Origin of the sequence: Tropicimonas sp. IMCC34043, assembly GCF_003390845.1 — a bacterium.
In the GTDB taxonomy this organism is placed as follows: domain Bacteria; phylum Pseudomonadota; class Alphaproteobacteria; order Rhodobacterales; family Rhodobacteraceae; genus Tropicimonas.
In genome coordinates, this window is sequence record NZ_QMEK01000001.1 from 1784316 (window position 1) to 1801767 (window position 17452).

Genomic DNA, 17452 nt, shown 5'->3' on the forward strand with positions numbered 1-17452 from the left:
TGCGCAAATTGTCGCCGCATTGCGGCATCGCAGAGGGCCAAAACCCGGCTCTGCCATGCAATCGGCTCAGATGTGCGGTTAAAAAACGCATAACTTGAGGACCATGCCTGTGGTGTCTGCCACCCAGCCAACTCGCCATCGGCGGTCTGCCAGACTTGCCCCACCCTGCCGCAACGCCGGGCTGACGGGCGCAGAGACCTGAGCGCTCGGCCCGCGGATCAACTTTAGAGTGAAAACTCAGCCCCACCTGTGCCGGGTGACGGCACCCCGCGCGCCCGACGCGAACGTTGTGGAACATGACAGATCGGCGCCGAGATACCTGCCGCATGTCCTGGGCGCCCCGTCGACGTGGTTCAACCACTCAGCGCAGCGTCGCCGTCACAGGATCGCTATTTTACCGGTTCCGTGCCTGTGGCGAACGGCTCGTCCGACCCTCCGCCCGTCCGTTCGAAGCGATCCAGCCGTTGCGCGGCAAGCGCGAGTCCGATCTCGCGCCGCACAAGTCTGCGGATCTCGCGGGTAATCTTCTCGCCCAGGGGGCCCTTCAGTTCCGCATCGAGCGCTGCCACGATCAGGGCACGCAGTTGCGCATCGTCGAGGCCGGGCGGGAGCTGCGGAGCATCGGGCCGCGTTGCGGGTTCGACGACCGCCTGCCCCTGAACGCCGGCGGGTGACAGCCGATTCTGGGTTCCGGACAGGATCGCATCGGCCGACGCACCACCAGCACCGAGGACCAGCACCTCGTCAGATCCGGGCAAGGAATGTTGTCCGGGAACGGTTCTGTCGTCGACCGGCGCCGAAGCAGGCGCCTTTGGCTCCGCTTCGCCGCGGCTCCCGGTGCCGGCCGCCGCGGTATTCTCCGCCGCCACAGCGCCAAAGACGAACCCGGCGCGTGGGGCGTTACCACCCTGGTGGCGCGGGCGGCGCAGCGACGCGCCCTCCGCATCCTCGACGCGCGGCTCGCCCTGTTCCATCGCGTCGCGTTCTATGTGGTCCCGGGCGCTGTCCGGTGAGGTTTCCGGCACCTCGCCCTCGGGCGAGGCCACGCGCACATCCTCTTTCAGGACCAAAAGGTCCGCCCCGTCGCCACGACGCGAAAAGCTGCGCAGGAACGGTGGAGGGTTGTTCTGGCTCTCGGGGTCTGTTTCGGTCACATCGTCCTCCACTGTCGGCCCGGGCGCCTCCGCCCCGGCAGTTTCGGGTCCTGTCGTCGCCTCGGTCGCGCCGGCCACTGGCGCGGGGGCGACTGCCTCTGCGGCGGCGCCCGCCTCGGCTGCGGTCTTCAACGGGTTCAGAGGATCCGCCTCGGGCGCCTCGCGCGCGGCCTCATCCCGGACGGCTCGGACCTCGTCGGCGGCATCAGCCTGCCACAAGGTCTCGTCATCAGAAAGCGCCGCGATTGCGTCCTCGGGCGGCGCGGCGCGCACCTCGCGCCCGCCCGGCATGCGCCGATCCGTTGCCACCAGACGCCGGATCGCGGCCAGCACGTCGCCGGAGTCCACCTTGCTCGCCGTAGTCAACATTCCCAATCTGCCTTTCGCACATCCGACCCGGACCATGCACGGCGTCCGAGACGTCCGGGCCTGGCGTTTGTCACCGACCGCAGACGCACGAAGGGCAGAGTGTCGCACCCCCTATTGCTTGCCGAGCTTTTCAAGGACGCGCTCAAGCTTCTGGCCGCGGGGAGAAAGCCGCGCCGGAGAATGCTTGACGGCATCATAGTAGCCCACGGGGTCATAGGTCTGGATTCCCAGCTTCAGATGATCGACGGTCATCAGACCCATGGCAGACAGAAGTGTATAAACCGCTACGTATTGCGTGGCGAGCGCGTCGATCCGCGACGCCCGGGCATCGAGCAGCTCCTGCTCGGCATCCAGCACATCGAGCGTGGTTCGCGCGCCCAGTGTCGCCTCTTCCCTGGTGCCGTCAAAGGCGATCTGGGCGGCCTTGATCTGAAGCTCTGCCGACCGGATCACCGCCTTCGACACTTCAAGGTTGGCCCAGGCATTCCCGACATCCTGTTCAACGTTCAGCGTCACCTGATGCAAGTTGGCACGGGACGAGTCGCGCTGTGACATCGACTGACGTTCCAGCGCTGCAAGACTGCCACCCTGATAGATCGGCTGCGACAGCCTGATGGATGCGGTGTGGCTTTCGGCCTGTTTATCGGAATCGGTTTGCGAGCTAATCGACGCCGAAACCGTCGGCAGATAGGCACCGCGGGCAATCTTGATACCGATCTCGGCCACCGTCACCTGGCGCTGTGCCTCACGGATGTCAGGGTGGGTACGGAAGGCGACCTGCGTGGCTTCGTCGAGAGATGCGGCCGTCGTGGGCATGGCCGGCGGATTGTCGAGCTTGCCGGGATAGCGACCGACCGCGACCTTGAAAGCCTCGCGCGCGATCTGGTACTCGCCCCTGGCGGCCTCAAGTTCGCTGTTGGCCGCGGCAAGGCGGCTTTCGGCCAGCGCGACGTCGGTGCGGGTCACCTCGCCCACGTCGAACCGGTCCTGGGTTGCCTGGCGTTCCTGACCCAGCACGCGAACGTTGTTCTCGCGCAGATCGACGAAGGCAATCCTCCGCAGCACTCCCATATAGGCGCTGACCGCCTGCAGCAGCACCTGCTGCTCGATCGAGCGCAGGGCATCGCGCGTGGCGAGCACTGTCTCGCGCTTGGATTCGACGCCAAGCCGGTTGCGCCCGCCGGTATAGAGCGAGATCGATGCCTGCAATTGATAGACCGCGGCCCAGTTGTCGCCATAGACGGTGCCAAACGTGGTTTGCGTACCGTTATTCGGGTGCGTACCGCTCCAGTTCGTGACGAAGTCCAGCGTCGGCAACAGGTTCGAGAACGAAATTGCCACATTGTCATCGGCAATCCGCAACAACGCCCGGTTCTGTTCCAGAAGGTTCGAGTTCCGATAGGCATCGATCAACGCATCTGTCAGCGTCTCGGCCGAAACCGTGCCCGGCACCATCATAAGCGCGGACATCGCCACACCCACAAATCGGCGCCTTATGCACCTTAGATTACTTTTCACGCGAACTGCTCCTTTCGCGAGGCCTGCCTTTTCGTTGGAGTGTACCAGCAGCAGGTCTCCGATTACAGGGCGAATGCTTTTGACGCTGCAAAGCCAGGAAGAACTGGTGCATCTGCGTTGAACCCGAAGCGCCAGTTCATGCGTCCGTCGATCTTGTATCCGATCCGGCCGATGCCGAGATGGCCTTCCATGAACACCGCGCCCATGCGTCCGCCTTCCTTCAGCTGCTCGACAAGGCTGTCGGGAACCTGCTCTACCCCGCCCTCGATGACGATCACGTCATAGGGCCCGTGCTTTGGCGCGCCCGCAACCAGCGGGCCCGTGATCACCGCGGCATTGTCCACCGCCTCGGACGCGAGCGTCGCTTCGGCCTCGGCGGCCATGGCCGCGTCTTCTTCGAGCGCGACCACCGCCTCGGCGAGTCTGGCGATGAGCGCGGCCGAATAGCCGAGGCCCGCACCGACGTCGAGCACCAGCTCGGTCTGTTCGATATTCAGGGCATCGAGCAGCTTGGCCTGGGTGCGCGGGGCAAGCACGACCCGCGAGGGCGCCAGCGGGACATTCCCGTCGACATAGGCAAGCTCGCGCATCCCATCCGGTACATAAAGTTCGCGCGGAACCGAAAGCAGCGCGTCGATGATCGGGTACTTGGTCACGTCCGAAGGCCGGACCTGAGTGTCGACCATCATTGTGCGGCGGGAAGCGAAGGTGCTCATGGAATAACCCTGCTGAACCTGAGGCGTCGCCCCGGGTGTTACACAATCGCCCGACCCTGGCAAGCACTCGCCCGGCGGCATTGCCCGACGTGGAATACAGTGTGCGCGACGCGACACGCCAGCCCCGCAGCAGCCCGCCGGTCTTCAGGCAGACGGCGGACCTGGCGCCCGGACCGCGGCAAGGCACGGCCGGAATGGCACCTCCGGGCTTCGTCGCCCGACCCGGCCGGACCGCGACGCGGCCACGCTGTTCGCCGCCCCGCCCGATCGGCTTGGCCCAGGGTCCAAAATCGGGCGCTCTGACAGCTTGCGTTGTCCGCGCGGGACGATCAATGGGCCAGCGCAATTTGGCGAACTGGCGGAGCGGTTACGCAACGGATTGCAAATGCCAAAATTTCTCGCAAAAGATCAGCCGCTTATACGGAAACCGACACCGGAACGCTCAGAGAGGAGAACCTCAACACGATGCCCGAACAAGCGGCCCCAAACGGCCCTCGTTGAGGCGGCAGCTTGGCCAGGAAACCGGCCTGACGCACGGTGCGCCTGTGGCTGATTGGCGTGGACGATACCAAGGGCGCGATCATGGCGCGCCTGTCCCGTGGCGGGTCGATCCGGTTCTCTGCCGATCTGCCGCCCATGTGGTACGAAAAACTCGCGTCCGAACGCGCCGTGGTGCGCTACTCCCGCGGCCAAAGGCGGACTATCGCAAGGACATCGGCGATATCTGAGCGATCTGAGGCACGAAAGACCGGCTGAGATCGAGCCGCACCACGTCTATGAACGGCACCGCACCAATGGCGAGCACCCGTGGCAGGCATCAGGACCTGTCTGCGTCGGTAATTTTTCGGCCCACTGAAAGACACCGCGACCGTTTCCAACCATCCCAGCAGACCCACGTCAAAGCCTTGTTTTAAAAGGCTCTGTCCGCGCTCTTCCGGCTACTGCAGGTATCTCTGACGACCAACAAGCCCAGAACCCGAAAGCTACAAAGGCTGTTTCAAAACCTAGCAAAAAAGAACAGCGAAGGGCCGCAAGTGGCTGGAATTATTGGAGGCGAGTGCCGGAATCGAACCGGCGTGCACGGATTTGCAATCCGCTGCGTAACCACTCCGCCAACTCGCCAATTGCCGAGATTTCATATGGTTGACCGCGGATGCCGTCAAGCGGTTATCACTGCGGTCATCAGTTTCCTGTTCTGTACTTGTTCTGTACCCCGGCGCTTCTGCCGCGCGTGTCTCGCTTGCACGATCTGCCGAGCCTCGCGCACAGCTTTACGGATCATGTCCTTGGAACTGACACCGCTGAAGCCGGCGATTTCGTCGTCGCGACCGGCTCATGCCAGTTCCGTCACGCCCCGGCAACGCAACGCATGAAGGTTGCAGGCCATCTGACCGAGAAGCTTTCGTTCGGTGGCCATCACGCACGCCATATGGCGATCGTTCATGGTTGAGCCGTTCTGCTTGGTCAAAGCCCCTGTTCGCCATGAAGCCCAGGGCGACAGGAAGCACAGGCGGAGCGCAGGCGCGCATCGCCTCCTCTTCCTCAAGCGTCCATTGGCGGGTTGCGCAGCCCGCGGTGCGGGGCCGCGGCTTGGGAATCATACCTTCGGCCGGATTGCGGTCGATCCGTCCCGTCGGGCGGGCATACTTGAAAACTTGCCGAAGCAGGATCACGAGGTAATTGGAATGCGTCCGGCCCTCAAGCGGATGGCAGCCGAGGCGCACGGTGCAGGACACTGCGACGACATCGCGGCCACCGGCGGAATATAAGACATTGCGACACCCCGTTCCGGGTGCGGTATGGTCCTTTGGATCAGCGCGGAATGGAGAAAACCATGTATCTTGTCGGAGAAGATTGCGATCAGGCGCCTCCCGGCGAAAGACTGCGCGCGCTCTGGGCCCGGCCCGGGATTCTCTGGATGCCGGGCGCCCATAACGGCATATGCGCGATCCAGGCCAGAGATGCGGGGATGCAATCGCTCTATCTCTCTGGTGCTGCGATGAGCGCCAGCATGGGTCTGCCCGATCTTGGCATCCTGACCATCGAAGACGTCTGCTTTTTCATTCGTCAGCTCTGGCGCGCCTCCGGTTTGCCGATCCTTGTGGATGGCGACACCGGCTATGGCGAGGCACTGAACGTAATGCACATGGTGCGGTGTTTCGAGGAAGCGGGCGCTGCGGCGGTCCAGATCGAGGATCAGATGCTGCCCAAGAAATGCGGGCATCTGAACGACAAGCACCTCGTCTCGCCACAGGATATGGCCGCCAAGGTGGCCGCCGCCCGGATGGCCCGCCGTCACCTGCAAATCGTCGCCCGCACGGATGCTTTCGCTTCCGAAGGCCTCGAGGCGGCCGTCGCGCGAGCGCGGCTTTATGTAGAGGCGGGCGCAGATGCGATCTTCCCCGAAGCCCTCGGCACGCGGGAAGCGTTTCGCGCCTTCGCAGCGGCCATCGACGTGCCGCTGCTGGCGAACATGACCGAGTTCGGCCGGACCCCCGACATCACCGCCGCCGAGTTCGAGGAAATGGGCTACAAGATGGTCATCTGGCCGGTCTCGACACTGCGCATGGCCAACAAGGCGCAGGAAAAGCTCTTCGAGATCCTGCGGAGGGACGGCTCTACCCTGGCCGCACAACCCGACATGCAGACCCGCGCGGAGCTCTACGCGACCATCGGACTGGCCCGGTTCGAAGCGCTCGACAGCAAGATCGTCAGCACCGTTTTGCCAACAGAAAGCGGCGGATAGGACTGCCTTTGGCCGCAAGATCATGGCCCGGAACCGTTGTTTCAGAACGCTCCGCGTGACGGGGTCACAGTGCGAATCCGGCAGGACAGGAGGCCACGCACGGCTCCCCAACATTGGACCGCCGGACACTGGAATTTTCCGGATTTGTCGCAATGGCGGGCTGGTGCCGCCATCGGGACAAGGCCTGGCGATCGGCCTCGCCCGCGGCAGCGACAGCCCGACCCTGATCACGCCGCTTAGCCTGATCACATGCTACCTGCTGTGAATCCGGGCGGACCTGATGCCGTTCGCAAGCAAGTCGTGATTGCGCCGCACCGCACGATCCCCAGTGCCCCCGGGGTAAAGCCGAACATTCTGCGTGGACCCGTGACTTTCCGTGACAGGTGTTTCGCGCGTGACAGCGTCGGAATGCCCGTCGAACTTCGCCATCATCGATCTCCGCAGATTTGTCGCCGGGCCTGACCTGCCACGCGTTTTCCGGCACTCGTCGCGCAGAGCGCGATCCAGAACAACCGCCGCTGTCCGCCATAGCGCTTTCGATTTGCCACAGGCGTCGCTAGGATTGCCGGGCAAGGGAGTGTCTCCATGCCACAGAATCTGGATATGCATCCGCCCGGCGACACGGCCGAATTCAGCGACAGCGCCTGGGCCGATGTGTTGCAGGCGGTCGACCGTACCTATTCCGAACTGGTCAGCTATCAGGAGCAGCTTGAAAGCCGCAACAACGAGTTGCGGGCGCTGCGCCGGGTTCTGGCCTCGATCCTGACCTCGGTCAGCGATTTCCTGATTGTCATCTCCCGCGACGGGCTGGTCGAAGAGGCAAGCGCCTCGTTCTGCACGGCCCTCGACAGAAACAAGGAGGCGCTGAGCGGCGCCGAGTTCGCCGAGTTCGTGGTGCCGGGCGACCGCGAGGCGTTGCGCGCGGCGCTGGCACAGGTTCTGGGCCGCGGCCACGACATGACGCTGGAGGTCTGTCTCGAAACCGCCCATGGTGCGGACCCGGTCGAGCTGCGGATTGCGCCGCGGCTGGATCGGCGTGGGCGGCGGTCGGGGGCGGTGCTGACCGGGCGGCCGCTTGGCGAATTGCGCCGCGCCTATTCCGAGCTGGAGGCCAGCCACCGCGCCCTGCAGGACACCCAGAGCCAGCTGATCCGCAACGAGAAACTCGCCTCGCTCGGCCGGCTTCTGGCCGGGGTGGCGCACGAGCTGAACAATCCGATCAGCTTTGTCTATGCCAATGCCCATGCGCTGGAAAAATACGCCAGCCGGTTCGAGGCCTATTTCGAACGGGTGCAGCAAGGGGCGACCCGCAAGGAGTTGATCGGGCTGCGCCACGAGCTAAAACTGGACCGCGAGTTGAAGAACCTGCGCACGGCGGTCGTGGGCGCTAGGGACGGCGCAGAGCGGGTGCGCGACATCGTGGAGGATCTGCGCCGCCTGTCCGCCGATGGATCCGGCGAAGCGGCCGACATCGATCTGGCCGAGATCACCCGCGTCGCCGCCAGCTGGGTCGAACGCGGCACGAAATCGGACGTCACGATCCGGTTCGAAGGTCTCGACGCCCTGCCGGTCCGGGGCCGGCCCGGCCATATCCAGCAGGTGGTAATGAACCTGCTGCAGAACGCGACGGATGCGGTTGCCGAGGTCGACGCCCCGCTGATCCGGATCCTGCACCGCACCGAAGGTCCTCTGGCGGTGATCGAGGTGATCGACAACGGCCATGGCGTGCCGGCCCAGATCGCCGAGACCATTTTCGACCCGTTTTTCACCACCAAGGACGTCGGCAGCGGCACGGGACTTGGCCTGTCGATCAGCCACAAGATCGCCAAGGAACACGGCGGCGACCTGAAGCTCTGCAGCACTGCGGGTCCGGGCGCCTGTTTCAGGCTGGAACTGCCCAGGGGGGGCGATACATGAACGTTCTCTGGCTGCAATCGGCGGGCTGCGGCGGCTGTACCATGTCGCTGCTCTGTGCCGAGGATCCGAACGTTCTGGAGGCGCTCGATGCCTATGGGCTGGACCTGCTCTGGCACCCGTCGCTCAGCCTCGAGACCGGGGCCGAGGTACGCCGGCTGCTGGACCGCTGCCTGAGCGGCGAAGTCGCGCTCGATATCCTGTGTGTCGAGGGTGCCATTGCCCGCGGGCCGCGCGGCACCGGGCGATATCAGATGCTCGCCGGCACCGGGCGCGCGATGCTCGACTGGGTGCGCGATCTGGCAGACGTCGCCCGGCATGTGGTGGCGGTGGGCAGTTGCGCGGCCTTCGGCGGCGTCACCTCGGCGGGCGAAAACCCCTCGGACGCGGTCGGCCTGCAGTTCGAGGGCAGCCACCCGGGCGGCGCCCTGCCGCAGGGGTTCCGCGCCGGCGGCGGCCTGCCGGTCATCAATGTCGCGGGCTGCCCGACCCATCCGGGCTGGGTCGTCGAGGCGCTGCTGATGCTGGCCGACGGGAGCCTCGCGTCCAGAGATCTGGACAGCTTCGCGCGGCCACGGTTCTATGCCGACACCCTTGTCCACCATGGCTGCTCCAGAAACGAATACTACGAATACAAGGCCAGCGCCGAGCGTCTGTCGGATCTTGGCTGCATGATGGAAAACCTCGGCTGCGTCGGCACCCAGGCGGTGGGCGATTGCAACATCCGCCCCTGGAACGGCGGCGGCAGTTGTACGCGGGGCGGATACCCCTGCATCAACTGCACGGCACCCGATTTCGAGGAACCGAACCACGCCTTCACCGAAACCCCCAAATTCGCCGGTATTCCGGTCGGGTTGCCGTCTGACATGCCGAAGGCGTGGTTCATGGCACTGGCGAGCCTGTCGAAGGCCGCAACGCCGGTGCGGATCTCGACCAATGCCACCGCCGACCGCATTAAGATCCCGCCCCGGTCAAGGAAACCGCGGTCGTGACGGACGAGACCCTTCTGGTCGGGCCGTTCAACCGGGTTGAGGGCGATCTCGAGATCCGGCTGACGGTCTCGGGCGGGCAGGTGCAAACCGCACAGGTGAATTCGCCGCTTTTTCGCGGCTTCGAACGGATGCTGCTGGGCAAGTCCCCGACGGACGCGTTGACCCTGACGCCGCGGATCTGCGGCATCTGCTCGATCAGCCAGTCTGCCGCGGCAGCCCGCGCGCTCTGCGCCGCTGCGAGTGGACAGCCGGCACCGCAGGGCGCGCTCGTCACACAGCTTTTGCACGCGGTCGAGAACGTCGCCGACCATCTGACCCACTTCAACCTGTTCTTCATGCCGGATTTCACCCGGCCCATATATGCCGGTCAGCCCTGGCATGACGAGGCGGTGGCGCGGTTCACGGCGATGAAGGGCTCGGCCATTCATGCGGCGGTCGACGCCCGCAGCAAGCTTTTGCACATCACCGGCCTGCTGGCCGGCAAATGGCCCCATACTCTGGCGATCCAGCCCGGCGGCGTGACGCGGGCGCCATCGCCGCGCGACCGGGTCCGGATAGATCTGACATTGCGAGAGTTTCGCCGCTATCTGGAGCAAACCCTGTTCGGCGCGCCGCTGGAGGCATTTGCGGACCTGTCGACACCGGACCGGTTGATGGCGTGGGAAACCGGCGACGCGGGGCTGTTCCTGCGCATCGCGGCTGTCACCGGCCTTGCAGATCTGGGGGCGGGATGCGGGCGGTTCCTCAGCTTTGGCGCCTATCCGGGGCCGGAGGGATGCGGCTTTGCCCGCGGCCTCTGGACCGCCGATGGCCTGCAGGGGCTCGATACCGACACTATTGTCGAGGATCTGTCCCATGCCTGGATGCTCGGGGATGCCGTTCACCCGAACCGCGGCGACACCATCCCCGACGAGGACATGCAGGCCCCCGCCTATAGCTGGTGCAAGGCGCCGCGGCTGGGCGGGCAGATCGTCGAAACCGGCGCGCTGGCGCGTCAGGTGGTCGATGGCCACCCGCTGGCGCGCGCGCTGGCCGCGGGCAAGGCGGGCGTGCTCGCCCGTGTCGCCGGGCGGCTGCTGGAGATCGCGCGCACCCAGATCCTGATGGAACGCTGGGTGGCGGCGATCGACCCCGCCCAGCCCTTCATGGCGCCCGTGACCCTGCCGCGGTCCGGGGCGGGCGAGGGTCTGGTCGAGGCGGCGCGCGGGGCGCTGGGGCATTGGCTGTCGATCAGGGATGGCCGCATCGACCGCTATCAGATCATCGCGCCCACGACCTGGAATTTCTCGCCCCGGGACTCCGCCGGCACCCCCGGCCCGGTCGAGGCCGCGCTCGAGGGCGCGCCGGTGCTTCCGGGCGAGGAGACGCCAATCGCCGTTCAGCATATCGTGCGCAGTTTCGATCCCTGCATGGTCTGCACGGTGCACTGATGGCGTCAGGCCGGCTGATCCGGGTGCGCGGGCAGGTGCAGGGCGTGGGCTTTCGGCCCTTTGTCTGGCAACTGGCCGAACGCCTTCGGTTGCGGGGCGAGGTGCTGAACGACCCCGAGGGCGTGCTGATCCGGGTCTGGGGCATGGGCCTCGACGACTTCGAACGCCGCATCGCGGCCGAGGCGCCGCCGCTCGCCCGCGTCGATGCCGTCGAAAGCGCCCCGCTTGACCTCGATCCGCCGCCAGGCTTCAGCATTGCCGCATCGACCGGCACCGGCGGGCGCACCCGCGTCACCCCGGATGCGGCGACCTGCCCCGAGTGCCTGCAGGAAATCCGCACCCCCGGCGCGCGCCGCCACGGCTATGCCTTTGCCAATTGCACCCATTGCGGGCCGCGGTTCAGCATTCTTGCCGGGCTGCCCTATGACCGGGCGCAGACCGCGATGGCGGATTTCGCGATGTGCCCGGACTGCGCCGCCGAATATGCCGACCCCGCCGACCGAAGGTTTCACGCCCAACCCGTCGCCTGCCCCGCCTGCGGCCCGCGGCTGTGGATCGAACGCGGCGGACAGGAAATTCCCGGCGACGCCATCGGGTTGGCCGCAAGGGCGCTGGCCGAAGGTGAAATCCTTGCGATCAAGGGGCTGGGCGGGTTCCATCTGGCCTGCGATGCCACGAATGCCGAGGCGGTCGCGCGCCTGCGGCACCGCAAGCACCGCCCGGCCAAGCCCTTTGCGCTGATGGGCACGGCTCAGATGATCGGCCGCCACGCCCGGCTTTCTGCCGCGGAACAGGCGCGGCTGCGCGATCCGGCGGCGCCGATCCTGCTGCTGCGCGCCGCCGGGGCGCCGCTGCCCGAGGCGTTGGCGCCGGGGCAGAGGACGCTTGGCTTCATGCTGCCCTACACGCCGCTGCACCACCTGCTGCTCGACGCCGTCAACGGCCCGCTGGTGATGACCTCGGGCAACCTGTCGGGGGAACCGCAGGCGATCGGCAATGATGAGGCGCGCGAAAAGCTTGCCGGTTTTGCCGACGCCTTTCTGATGCACGACCGGCGGATCCTGCGGCGTCTGGACGACGGGGTCGAACGCATCACGCCGCAGGGCGCGATGACGCTGCGCCGCGCGCGCGGCCGGGTCCCGGGCACCCTGCCCCTGCCGCCGGGGTTCGAGGCCGCCCCGCAGGTCGCGGCGCTTGGCGGGCAGATGAAATCGGCGATCTGCCTTCTGAAGGACGGACAGGCGCTGCTGTCGCACCATCTGGGCGATCTCGACGATGCATTGACCTGGGACGCCTTCCTGCAGGCCGAGGCCGATTACACGGCGCTGTTAGACCATCGCCCCGAGGTCTTAGCCGTCGATCTGCACCCCGAGTTTCGCGCCACGCGCCACGGCCGCGCGCGGGCCATGTCCGAAGGGCTGCGTCTGGAGGAGGTGCAGCACCATCATGCCCACATGGCCGCCGCCCTTGGCGAGGCAGGCTGGCAAGGCGCGCGCGCGGTCGGGATCGTGCTGGACGGTCTGGGGCTCGGGTCCGATGGCACGGTCTGGGGCGGCGAGGTTCTGGTCGGCGATTATGCCGGGGCGACCCGCGCCGCCTGGCTGACACCCGCGCCACTGATCGGCGGGGACAGGGCGCAGATCGAGCCATGGCGCAATGCGCTGGTCAGGCTCGATGCGGCGGGGCACGGCGATCTTGCCGACCGGCTGTTTCCCGGCGCCCCGCTGGCACTGGCCCGGCAGGTTGCGGCGCGGGGGCCGAATGCACCGATGTCGAGCTCGGTCGGGCGGCTTTACGATGCGGTGGCGGCCTGCCTCGGGATCTGTCCGATGCGGCAGAGCTTCGAGGGCGAGGCCGCCATGCGGCTGGAGGCGCTGGCCGAGGGTGCCGATGGCAGCGCGGGATATGCGTTCGGCCAGAACGGCCCGATGCTCGATCCGGCGCCGGTGTTTCAGGCGCTGGCCGGGGACCTGGCGGCCGGCATGGACAGGGCCGGGATTGCGGCGCGGTTTCAGACCGGGCTGGCGCGTGCCTTTGCCGGTGCCGCGCGGCAGGCGGCCATGGCTGCGGGGACACGGACCATCGCGCTGTCGGGGGGCTGCTTTCAGAACGCCACGCTGCTTGCCCTGACCTGCGCCGCCCTGCCGGAGTTCAGGCTTTGCCTGCCGCGCGAGGCCCCCGCAAACGATGGCGGGCTGGCGCTGGGACAGGCGCTGGTGGCGGCGGCGCGCGCCCTGCGCCTGCCGGAAAGTTCCTGACCGGAACGCTGGCCGGACGGCTACATTCTCACCGCAGCGATCCCGGCACAGCCATATCAATTAACTGTTTTTACTATGAAATTTAATTCCGGGCCGCGAGTCCATTTGGTTTTGCACCGCGTAGACCGGGCTGATCTGCTCGATGCCAAAGGGATGTCTGCACGCACATCCCGCGGACATCGGACCAGCAGGGAGGGCCCGCATTGAGCCAGATGGAAACCTTCTATGACGTCATGCGGCGGCAGGGGATCACCCGGCGCAGTTTCATGAAATATTGCTCGCTCACGGCCTCGGCGCTGGGGCTCGGACCAGCCTTCGTGCCGAAGATCGCCCATGCCATGGAAACCAAACCGCGCACGCCGGTCATCTGGGTGCATGGGCTCGAATGTACCTGCTGTTCCGAAAGCTTCATCCGCAGCGCCCATCCGCTGGCCAAGGACGTGGTGCTGTCGATGATCAGCCTCGATTACGACGACACGCTGATGGCCGCCGCGGGCCATCAGGCCGAGGCGGCGATGGAAGAGACCATCGAGAAATACAAGGGCAACTATATCCTTGCCGTCGAAGGCAACCCGCCGCTGAACGAGGACGGGATGTTCTGCATCGTCGGCGGCAAACCCTTTGTCGAACAGCTCCGCCATGCCGCGGAACATGCCAAGGCGATCATCTCCTGGGGCGCCTGCGCCTCCTACGGCTGCGTGCAGGCGGCCTCGCCCAACCCGACGCGGGCCACGCCGGTTCACAAGGTCATCACCGACAAGCCGATCATCAAGGTGCCGGGCTGCCCGCCCATCGCCGAAGTGATGACCGGCGTCATCACCTACATGCTGACCTTCGACCGCCTGCCCCAGCTCGACCGTCAGGGGCGGCCGCAGATGTTCTATTCCCAGCGGATCCACGACAAATGCTATCGGAGACCGCATTTCGATGCCGGCCAGTTCGTCGAGGCCTGGGACGACGAGAACGCGCGCAAGGGCTATTGCCTCTACAAGATGGGCTGCAAGGGGCCGACCACCTACAACGCCTGCTCGACCGTGCGCTGGAACGACGGGGTCAGCTTTCCCATCCAGTCGGGCCATGGCTGTATCGGCTGTTCCGAGGACGGCTTCTGGGATGCCGGCAGTTTCTATGACCGGGTGACCGACCTGACCCAGTTCGGCGTCGAGTCGAATGCCGACAAGATCGGCATTGCCGCCGCGGGCGTCGTCGGCGGTGGCATTGCCGTCCACGCCGCCGCGTCGATCCTGGTGTCGGCGCAGCGCAAGGCACAGTCCAAGGACCCCTCCAAAGAGACCCATGAGGAGACCAGATCATGAGCGTTACCCCGAACGGGTTCGACCTCGACACGACCGGCCGCCGCATCGTTGTCGATCCGGTGACCAGGATCGAAGGCCACATGCGCTGCGAGGTGAACGTGGACGAGGACGGCGTGATCCGGAACGCCGTCTCGACCGGCACGATGTGGCGCGGGCTTGAAGTGATCCTGAAGGGCCGCGACCCGCGCGACGCCTGGGCCTTTACCGAGCGGATCTGCGGCGTCTGCACCGGCACCCATGCGTTGACCTCGGTGCGCGCGGTCGAGGATGCGCTGGGGATCACCATCCCCGACAACGCCAATTCGATCCGCAACATCATGCAGCTGAACCTGCAGATCCACGACCATGTCGTGCATTTCTATCACCTGCACGCGCTCGACTGGGTGAACCCGGTGAATGCGCTGCGCGCCGACCCCAAAGCCACGTCCGAGCTGCAACAGATGGTGGGGCCGAACCACCCGCTGTCCTCGCCGGGCTATTTCCGCGATGTGCAGAACCGGCTGAAGAAATTCGTCGAAAGCGGCCAGCTCGGCCTGTTCAAGAACGGCTATTGGGACAACCCGGCCTACAAGCTTCCCCCCGAAGCGGACCTGATGGCCACCACCCATTACCTCGAGGCGCTGGACCTGCAAAAGGACATCGTCAAGGTCCACACCATCTTCGGGGGGAAGAACCCGCATCCGAACTGGCTGGTCGGGGGGGTGCCCTGCCCGATCAACATGGACAGCGTCGGTGCCGTCGGTGCGATCAACATGGAGCGTCTGAACCTTGTCAGCTCGATCATCGACAAGTGTACGACCTTCGTTCAGAACGTCTATCTCCCCGATGTGATCGCCGTCGGCGGGTTCTATCGCAACTGGCTTTATGGCGGCGGGCTGAGCTCGCAGGCCGTGCTGGCCTATGGCGACATCCCCGAACATCCCAACGACTTCTCGCCCGGGCAGTTGCACCTGCCGCGCGGGGCAATCATCGACGGCAACCTCGAAGAGGTGCACGACGTCGACCCGCGCGACCCCGACCAGATCCAGGAATTCGTCGATCACTCGTGGTATTCCTATGGCGAGCCTGGCCGCGGCCTGCACCCCTGGGATGGCGTGACCGACCCGGAATTCGCGCTGGGGCCGAATGCCAAGGGCACCAGGACCAACATCAAGGAACTGGACGAGGCGGCGAAATATTCCTGGATCAAGGCGCCGCGCTGGAACGGCCACGCGATGGAGGTGGGCCCGCTCGCCCGCTATATCGTCGGCTATGCAAGTGGCCACGAGGCCATCACCGAACAGGTCAACGGGCTGCTCACCACCATGGACCTGCCGGTTTCGGCGCTGTTCTCGACGCTGGGGCGCACTGCGGCGCGCGCGATGGAGGCGGAATACTGCGCGGGCCTGCAGAAGTATTTCTTCGACAAGCTCATGGCCAACATCATCGCCGGCGACAGCAGCACCGCCAATGTCGAGAAATGGGATCCCTCGACCTGGCCCAAGGAGGCGAAAGGCGTCGGCATGACCGAGGCGCCGCGCGGCGCCCTTGGCCACTGGATCCGCATCAAGGACGGCCGCATCGAGAATTATCAATGCGTGGTGCCCACCACCTGGAACGGCAGCCCGCGCGATGCGGCGGGCAATATCGGCGCCTTCGAGGCCAGCCTGATGAACACGCCGATGGAGCGGCCCGACGAACCGGTCGAGATCCTGCGCACACTGCACAGTTTCGATCCCTGTCTGGCCTGTTCGACCCATGTCATGTCGCCCGACGGGCACGAGATGGCACGGGTCAAGGTTCGCTGAGGGAGGATGACATGAAACGATTTGTTGCAGGCCTGATCGCACTGCCCGCCCCTGCTCTTGCCCATCCCGGGCATGGCGCGGCCGGCAGCGGCCACTGGCTGACCCAGCCAGACCATCTGGCGGTCATCGCACTCGCGGTGCTGGCCGCACCGCTGGCAATCGGGATGGCGGCCAGGGCCGTCACGGCCCTGCGGGTGCGGCGCAAGGCCGGTCGCGCCCGCGATGCGGGGGCGGCCCGATGAACGAACAGACCATTCACATCCCCAATCCCGACGTCCTGCCGCTGCAGGACAACCTGCTGACCGGCGACGCCACCCAAAGCGACGTCGAGAGCATCCGGCGGCAGACCTCTGTCTATGTCTACGAGGTGCCGGTGCGGCTGTGGCACTGGATCAACGCGCTTGGCATCACGGTGCTCTGCGTGACCGGCTATCTGATCGCCTCGCCGCCGCCGTCGATGCAGATCGACGAGGCGGTTAACCAGTTCGTCTTCGGCTACATCCGCTTTGCCCATTTCTCGGCCGCCTATATCGTGACCTTCGCGTTCATCGGCCGGATCTATTGGGCGCTCGTTGGCAATTTCCACTCGACGCAACTGTTCATCCTGCCGGTCTGGAACCGGCATTGGTGGAAAGAGGTCCTGCACGAGGCGCGCTGGTATCTGTTCCTCGAACGGGACCCCAAGAAATACGTCGGCCACAACCCGCTGGCCCATGCCGCCATGTTCCTGTTCATGACGCTGGGCCTTACCTTCATGATCTTCACAGGCTTTGCGCTCTATTCCCAGGGCGCCGGTCAGGGCAGCCTGTCGGACCGGCTGTTCGGCTGGGTGATCCCGCTGGTCGGCGGCAGCCAGACCCTGCATTCGCTGCACCATCTGGGCATGTGGTCGATCGTGATCTTCATCCTCATCCATGTCTATGCCGCGATCCGCGAGGATATCCTGTCGCGCCAGTCCATCGTGTCGACGATGATTTCCGGCCACCGGACCTTCAAGGACGACGACCCGAACTGAGTCCGGTGACTCGGGCGGAACAGGCGAAGGCGTGCTCACGGGCACGCCTTCTGTATTTTTACTTTCCGTTTTCTAGATATTTCGGCAATCTACTATCCATAAAGAAGGTCTTCGACCGCCTGCGTTTTCAAGGATTACCGTTATATTTCAGCATGCTGCCAGAAATCTCCGAGTGAAGGATTTTTCCCGGTCAGGCCCGATCTGCCAAGCTACCTTTCATATCGAGTGAAGGCCGGA

General features: G+C 65.5%; 13 protein-coding genes and 1 tRNA gene. 10 read left to right on the forward strand and 4 right to left on the reverse strand.

The features are described 5' to 3' along the window. Window positions 1-389: 389 nt before the first annotated feature. The 3 genes from DQG17_RS08405 to DQG17_RS08415 form a co-directional block, all read right to left on the reverse strand. Window positions 390-1523: a hypothetical protein gene (locus tag DQG17_RS08405; RefSeq protein ID WP_116132248.1), complete on the reverse strand. Its 1134-nt coding sequence runs from the start codon at window positions 1521-1523 to the stop codon at window positions 390-392. 111 nt (window positions 1524-1634) lie between these two features. Further along, complete coding sequence (locus DQG17_RS08410; RefSeq protein WP_116132653.1) at window positions 1635-2993, reverse strand: TolC family outer membrane protein; 1359 nt, start codon at window positions 2991-2993, stop codon at window positions 1635-1637. Between the two features lie 110 nt (window positions 2994-3103). Then, window positions 3104-3757: a protein-L-isoaspartate O-methyltransferase gene (locus DQG17_RS08415; RefSeq protein WP_116132249.1), complete on the reverse strand. Its 654-nt coding sequence runs from the start codon at window positions 3755-3757 to the stop codon at window positions 3104-3106. Window positions 3758-4294: 537 nt separating this feature from the next. Here DQG17_RS08415 and DQG17_RS08420 point away from each other — a divergent pair. After that, the gene (locus DQG17_RS08420) at window positions 4295-4513 is read left to right on the forward strand and encodes a terminase gpA endonuclease subunit (protein ID WP_255415650.1); all 219 of its coding nucleotides are present in this window, start codon (window positions 4295-4297) and stop codon (window positions 4511-4513) included. Window positions 4514-4805: 292 nt separating this feature from the next. On the opposite strand, the gene DQG17_RS08425 is transcribed toward DQG17_RS08420, so the two are convergent. After that, window positions 4806-4879 (reverse strand) — tRNA-Cys (locus tag DQG17_RS08425). A 712-nt stretch (window positions 4880-5591) separates the two neighbouring features. Here DQG17_RS08425 and prpB point away from each other — a divergent pair. The 9 genes from prpB (at window position 5592) to cybH (ending at window position 17215) form a co-directional block, all read left to right on the forward strand. Next, on the forward strand, window positions 5592-6503 hold the full coding sequence (gene prpB / locus DQG17_RS08430) for a methylisocitrate lyase (protein ID WP_116132250.1): 912 nt from the start codon (window positions 5592-5594) through the stop codon (window positions 6501-6503). A gap of 585 nt (window positions 6504-7088) precedes the next feature. Then, window positions 7089-8420: a sensor histidine kinase gene (locus tag DQG17_RS08435; RefSeq protein ID WP_198666054.1), complete on the forward strand. Its 1332-nt coding sequence runs from the start codon at window positions 7089-7091 to the stop codon at window positions 8418-8420. Then, window positions 8417-9409, forward strand: coding sequence for a HupU protein (locus DQG17_RS08440; protein ID WP_116132252.1), 993 nt, complete (start codon window positions 8417-8419; stop codon window positions 9407-9409). The genes DQG17_RS08435 and DQG17_RS08440 overlap by 4 nt, the downstream gene beginning before the upstream one ends. After that, window positions 9406-10839 (forward strand): nickel-dependent hydrogenase large subunit, encoded by a 1434-nt coding sequence (locus DQG17_RS08445; RefSeq protein WP_116132253.1) that lies wholly within the window; start codon window positions 9406-9408, stop codon window positions 10837-10839. Before DQG17_RS08440 ends, DQG17_RS08445 begins: the two co-directional genes overlap by 4 nt. Beyond that, entirely contained in the window at window positions 10839-13097 is a 2259-nt protein-coding gene (gene hypF / locus DQG17_RS08450; RefSeq protein WP_116132254.1) for a carbamoyltransferase HypF, read from the forward strand. Before DQG17_RS08445 ends, hypF begins: the two co-directional genes overlap by 1 nt. Before the next feature lie 203 nt (window positions 13098-13300). Next, window positions 13301-14413 (forward strand): hydrogenase small subunit, encoded by a 1113-nt coding sequence (locus DQG17_RS08455; RefSeq protein ID WP_116132255.1) that lies wholly within the window; start codon window positions 13301-13303, stop codon window positions 14411-14413. Further along, window positions 14410-16200: a nickel-dependent hydrogenase large subunit gene (locus DQG17_RS08460; RefSeq protein WP_116132256.1), complete on the forward strand. Its 1791-nt coding sequence runs from the start codon at window positions 14410-14412 to the stop codon at window positions 16198-16200. Before DQG17_RS08455 ends, DQG17_RS08460 begins: the two co-directional genes overlap by 4 nt. A gap of 11 nt (window positions 16201-16211) precedes the next feature. Beyond that, window positions 16212-16442 carry a hypothetical protein gene (locus DQG17_RS08465; protein ID WP_116132257.1) on the forward strand — a complete coding sequence of 77 codons (231 nt, stop codon included), beginning with the start codon at window positions 16212-16214 and terminating at the stop codon, window positions 16440-16442. After that, on the forward strand, window positions 16439-17215 hold the full coding sequence (cybH, locus tag DQG17_RS08470; RefSeq protein ID WP_116132258.1) for a Ni/Fe-hydrogenase, b-type cytochrome subunit: 777 nt from the start codon (window positions 16439-16441) through the stop codon (window positions 17213-17215). The genes DQG17_RS08465 and cybH overlap by 4 nt, the downstream gene beginning before the upstream one ends. Window positions 17216-17452: the final 237 nt, after the last annotated feature.

Bases quoted from the DNA above. Each gene is read 5' to 3' on its own strand.
- DQG17_RS08405 (WP_116132248.1), bottom strand. From the start codon at position 1,523: ATGTTGACTACGGCGAGCAAGGTGGACTCCGGCGACGTGCTGGCCGCG.
- DQG17_RS08410 (WP_116132653.1), bottom strand. From the start codon at position 2,993: ATGTCCGCGCTTATGATGGTGCCGGGCACGGTTTCGGCCGAGACGCTG.
- DQG17_RS08415 (WP_116132249.1), bottom strand. From the start codon at position 3,757: ATGAGCACCTTCGCTTCCCGCCGCACAATGATGGTCGACACTCAGGTC.
- prpB (WP_116132250.1), top strand. From the start codon at position 5,592: ATGTATCTTGTCGGAGAAGATTGCGATCAGGCGCCTCCCGGCGAAAGA.
- DQG17_RS08435 (WP_198666054.1), top strand. From the start codon at position 7,089: ATGCCACAGAATCTGGATATGCATCCGCCCGGCGACACGGCCGAATTC.
- DQG17_RS08440 (WP_116132252.1), top strand. From the start codon at position 8,417: ATGAACGTTCTCTGGCTGCAATCGGCGGGCTGCGGCGGCTGTACCATG.
- hypF (WP_116132254.1), top strand. From the start codon at position 10,839: ATGGCGTCAGGCCGGCTGATCCGGGTGCGCGGGCAGGTGCAGGGCGTG.
- DQG17_RS08460 (WP_116132256.1), top strand. From the start codon at position 14,410: ATGAGCGTTACCCCGAACGGGTTCGACCTCGACACGACCGGCCGCCGC.
- DQG17_RS08465 (WP_116132257.1), top strand. From the start codon at position 16,212: ATGAAACGATTTGTTGCAGGCCTGATCGCACTGCCCGCCCCTGCTCTT.
- cybH (WP_116132258.1), top strand. From the start codon at position 16,439: ATGAACGAACAGACCATTCACATCCCCAATCCCGACGTCCTGCCGCTG.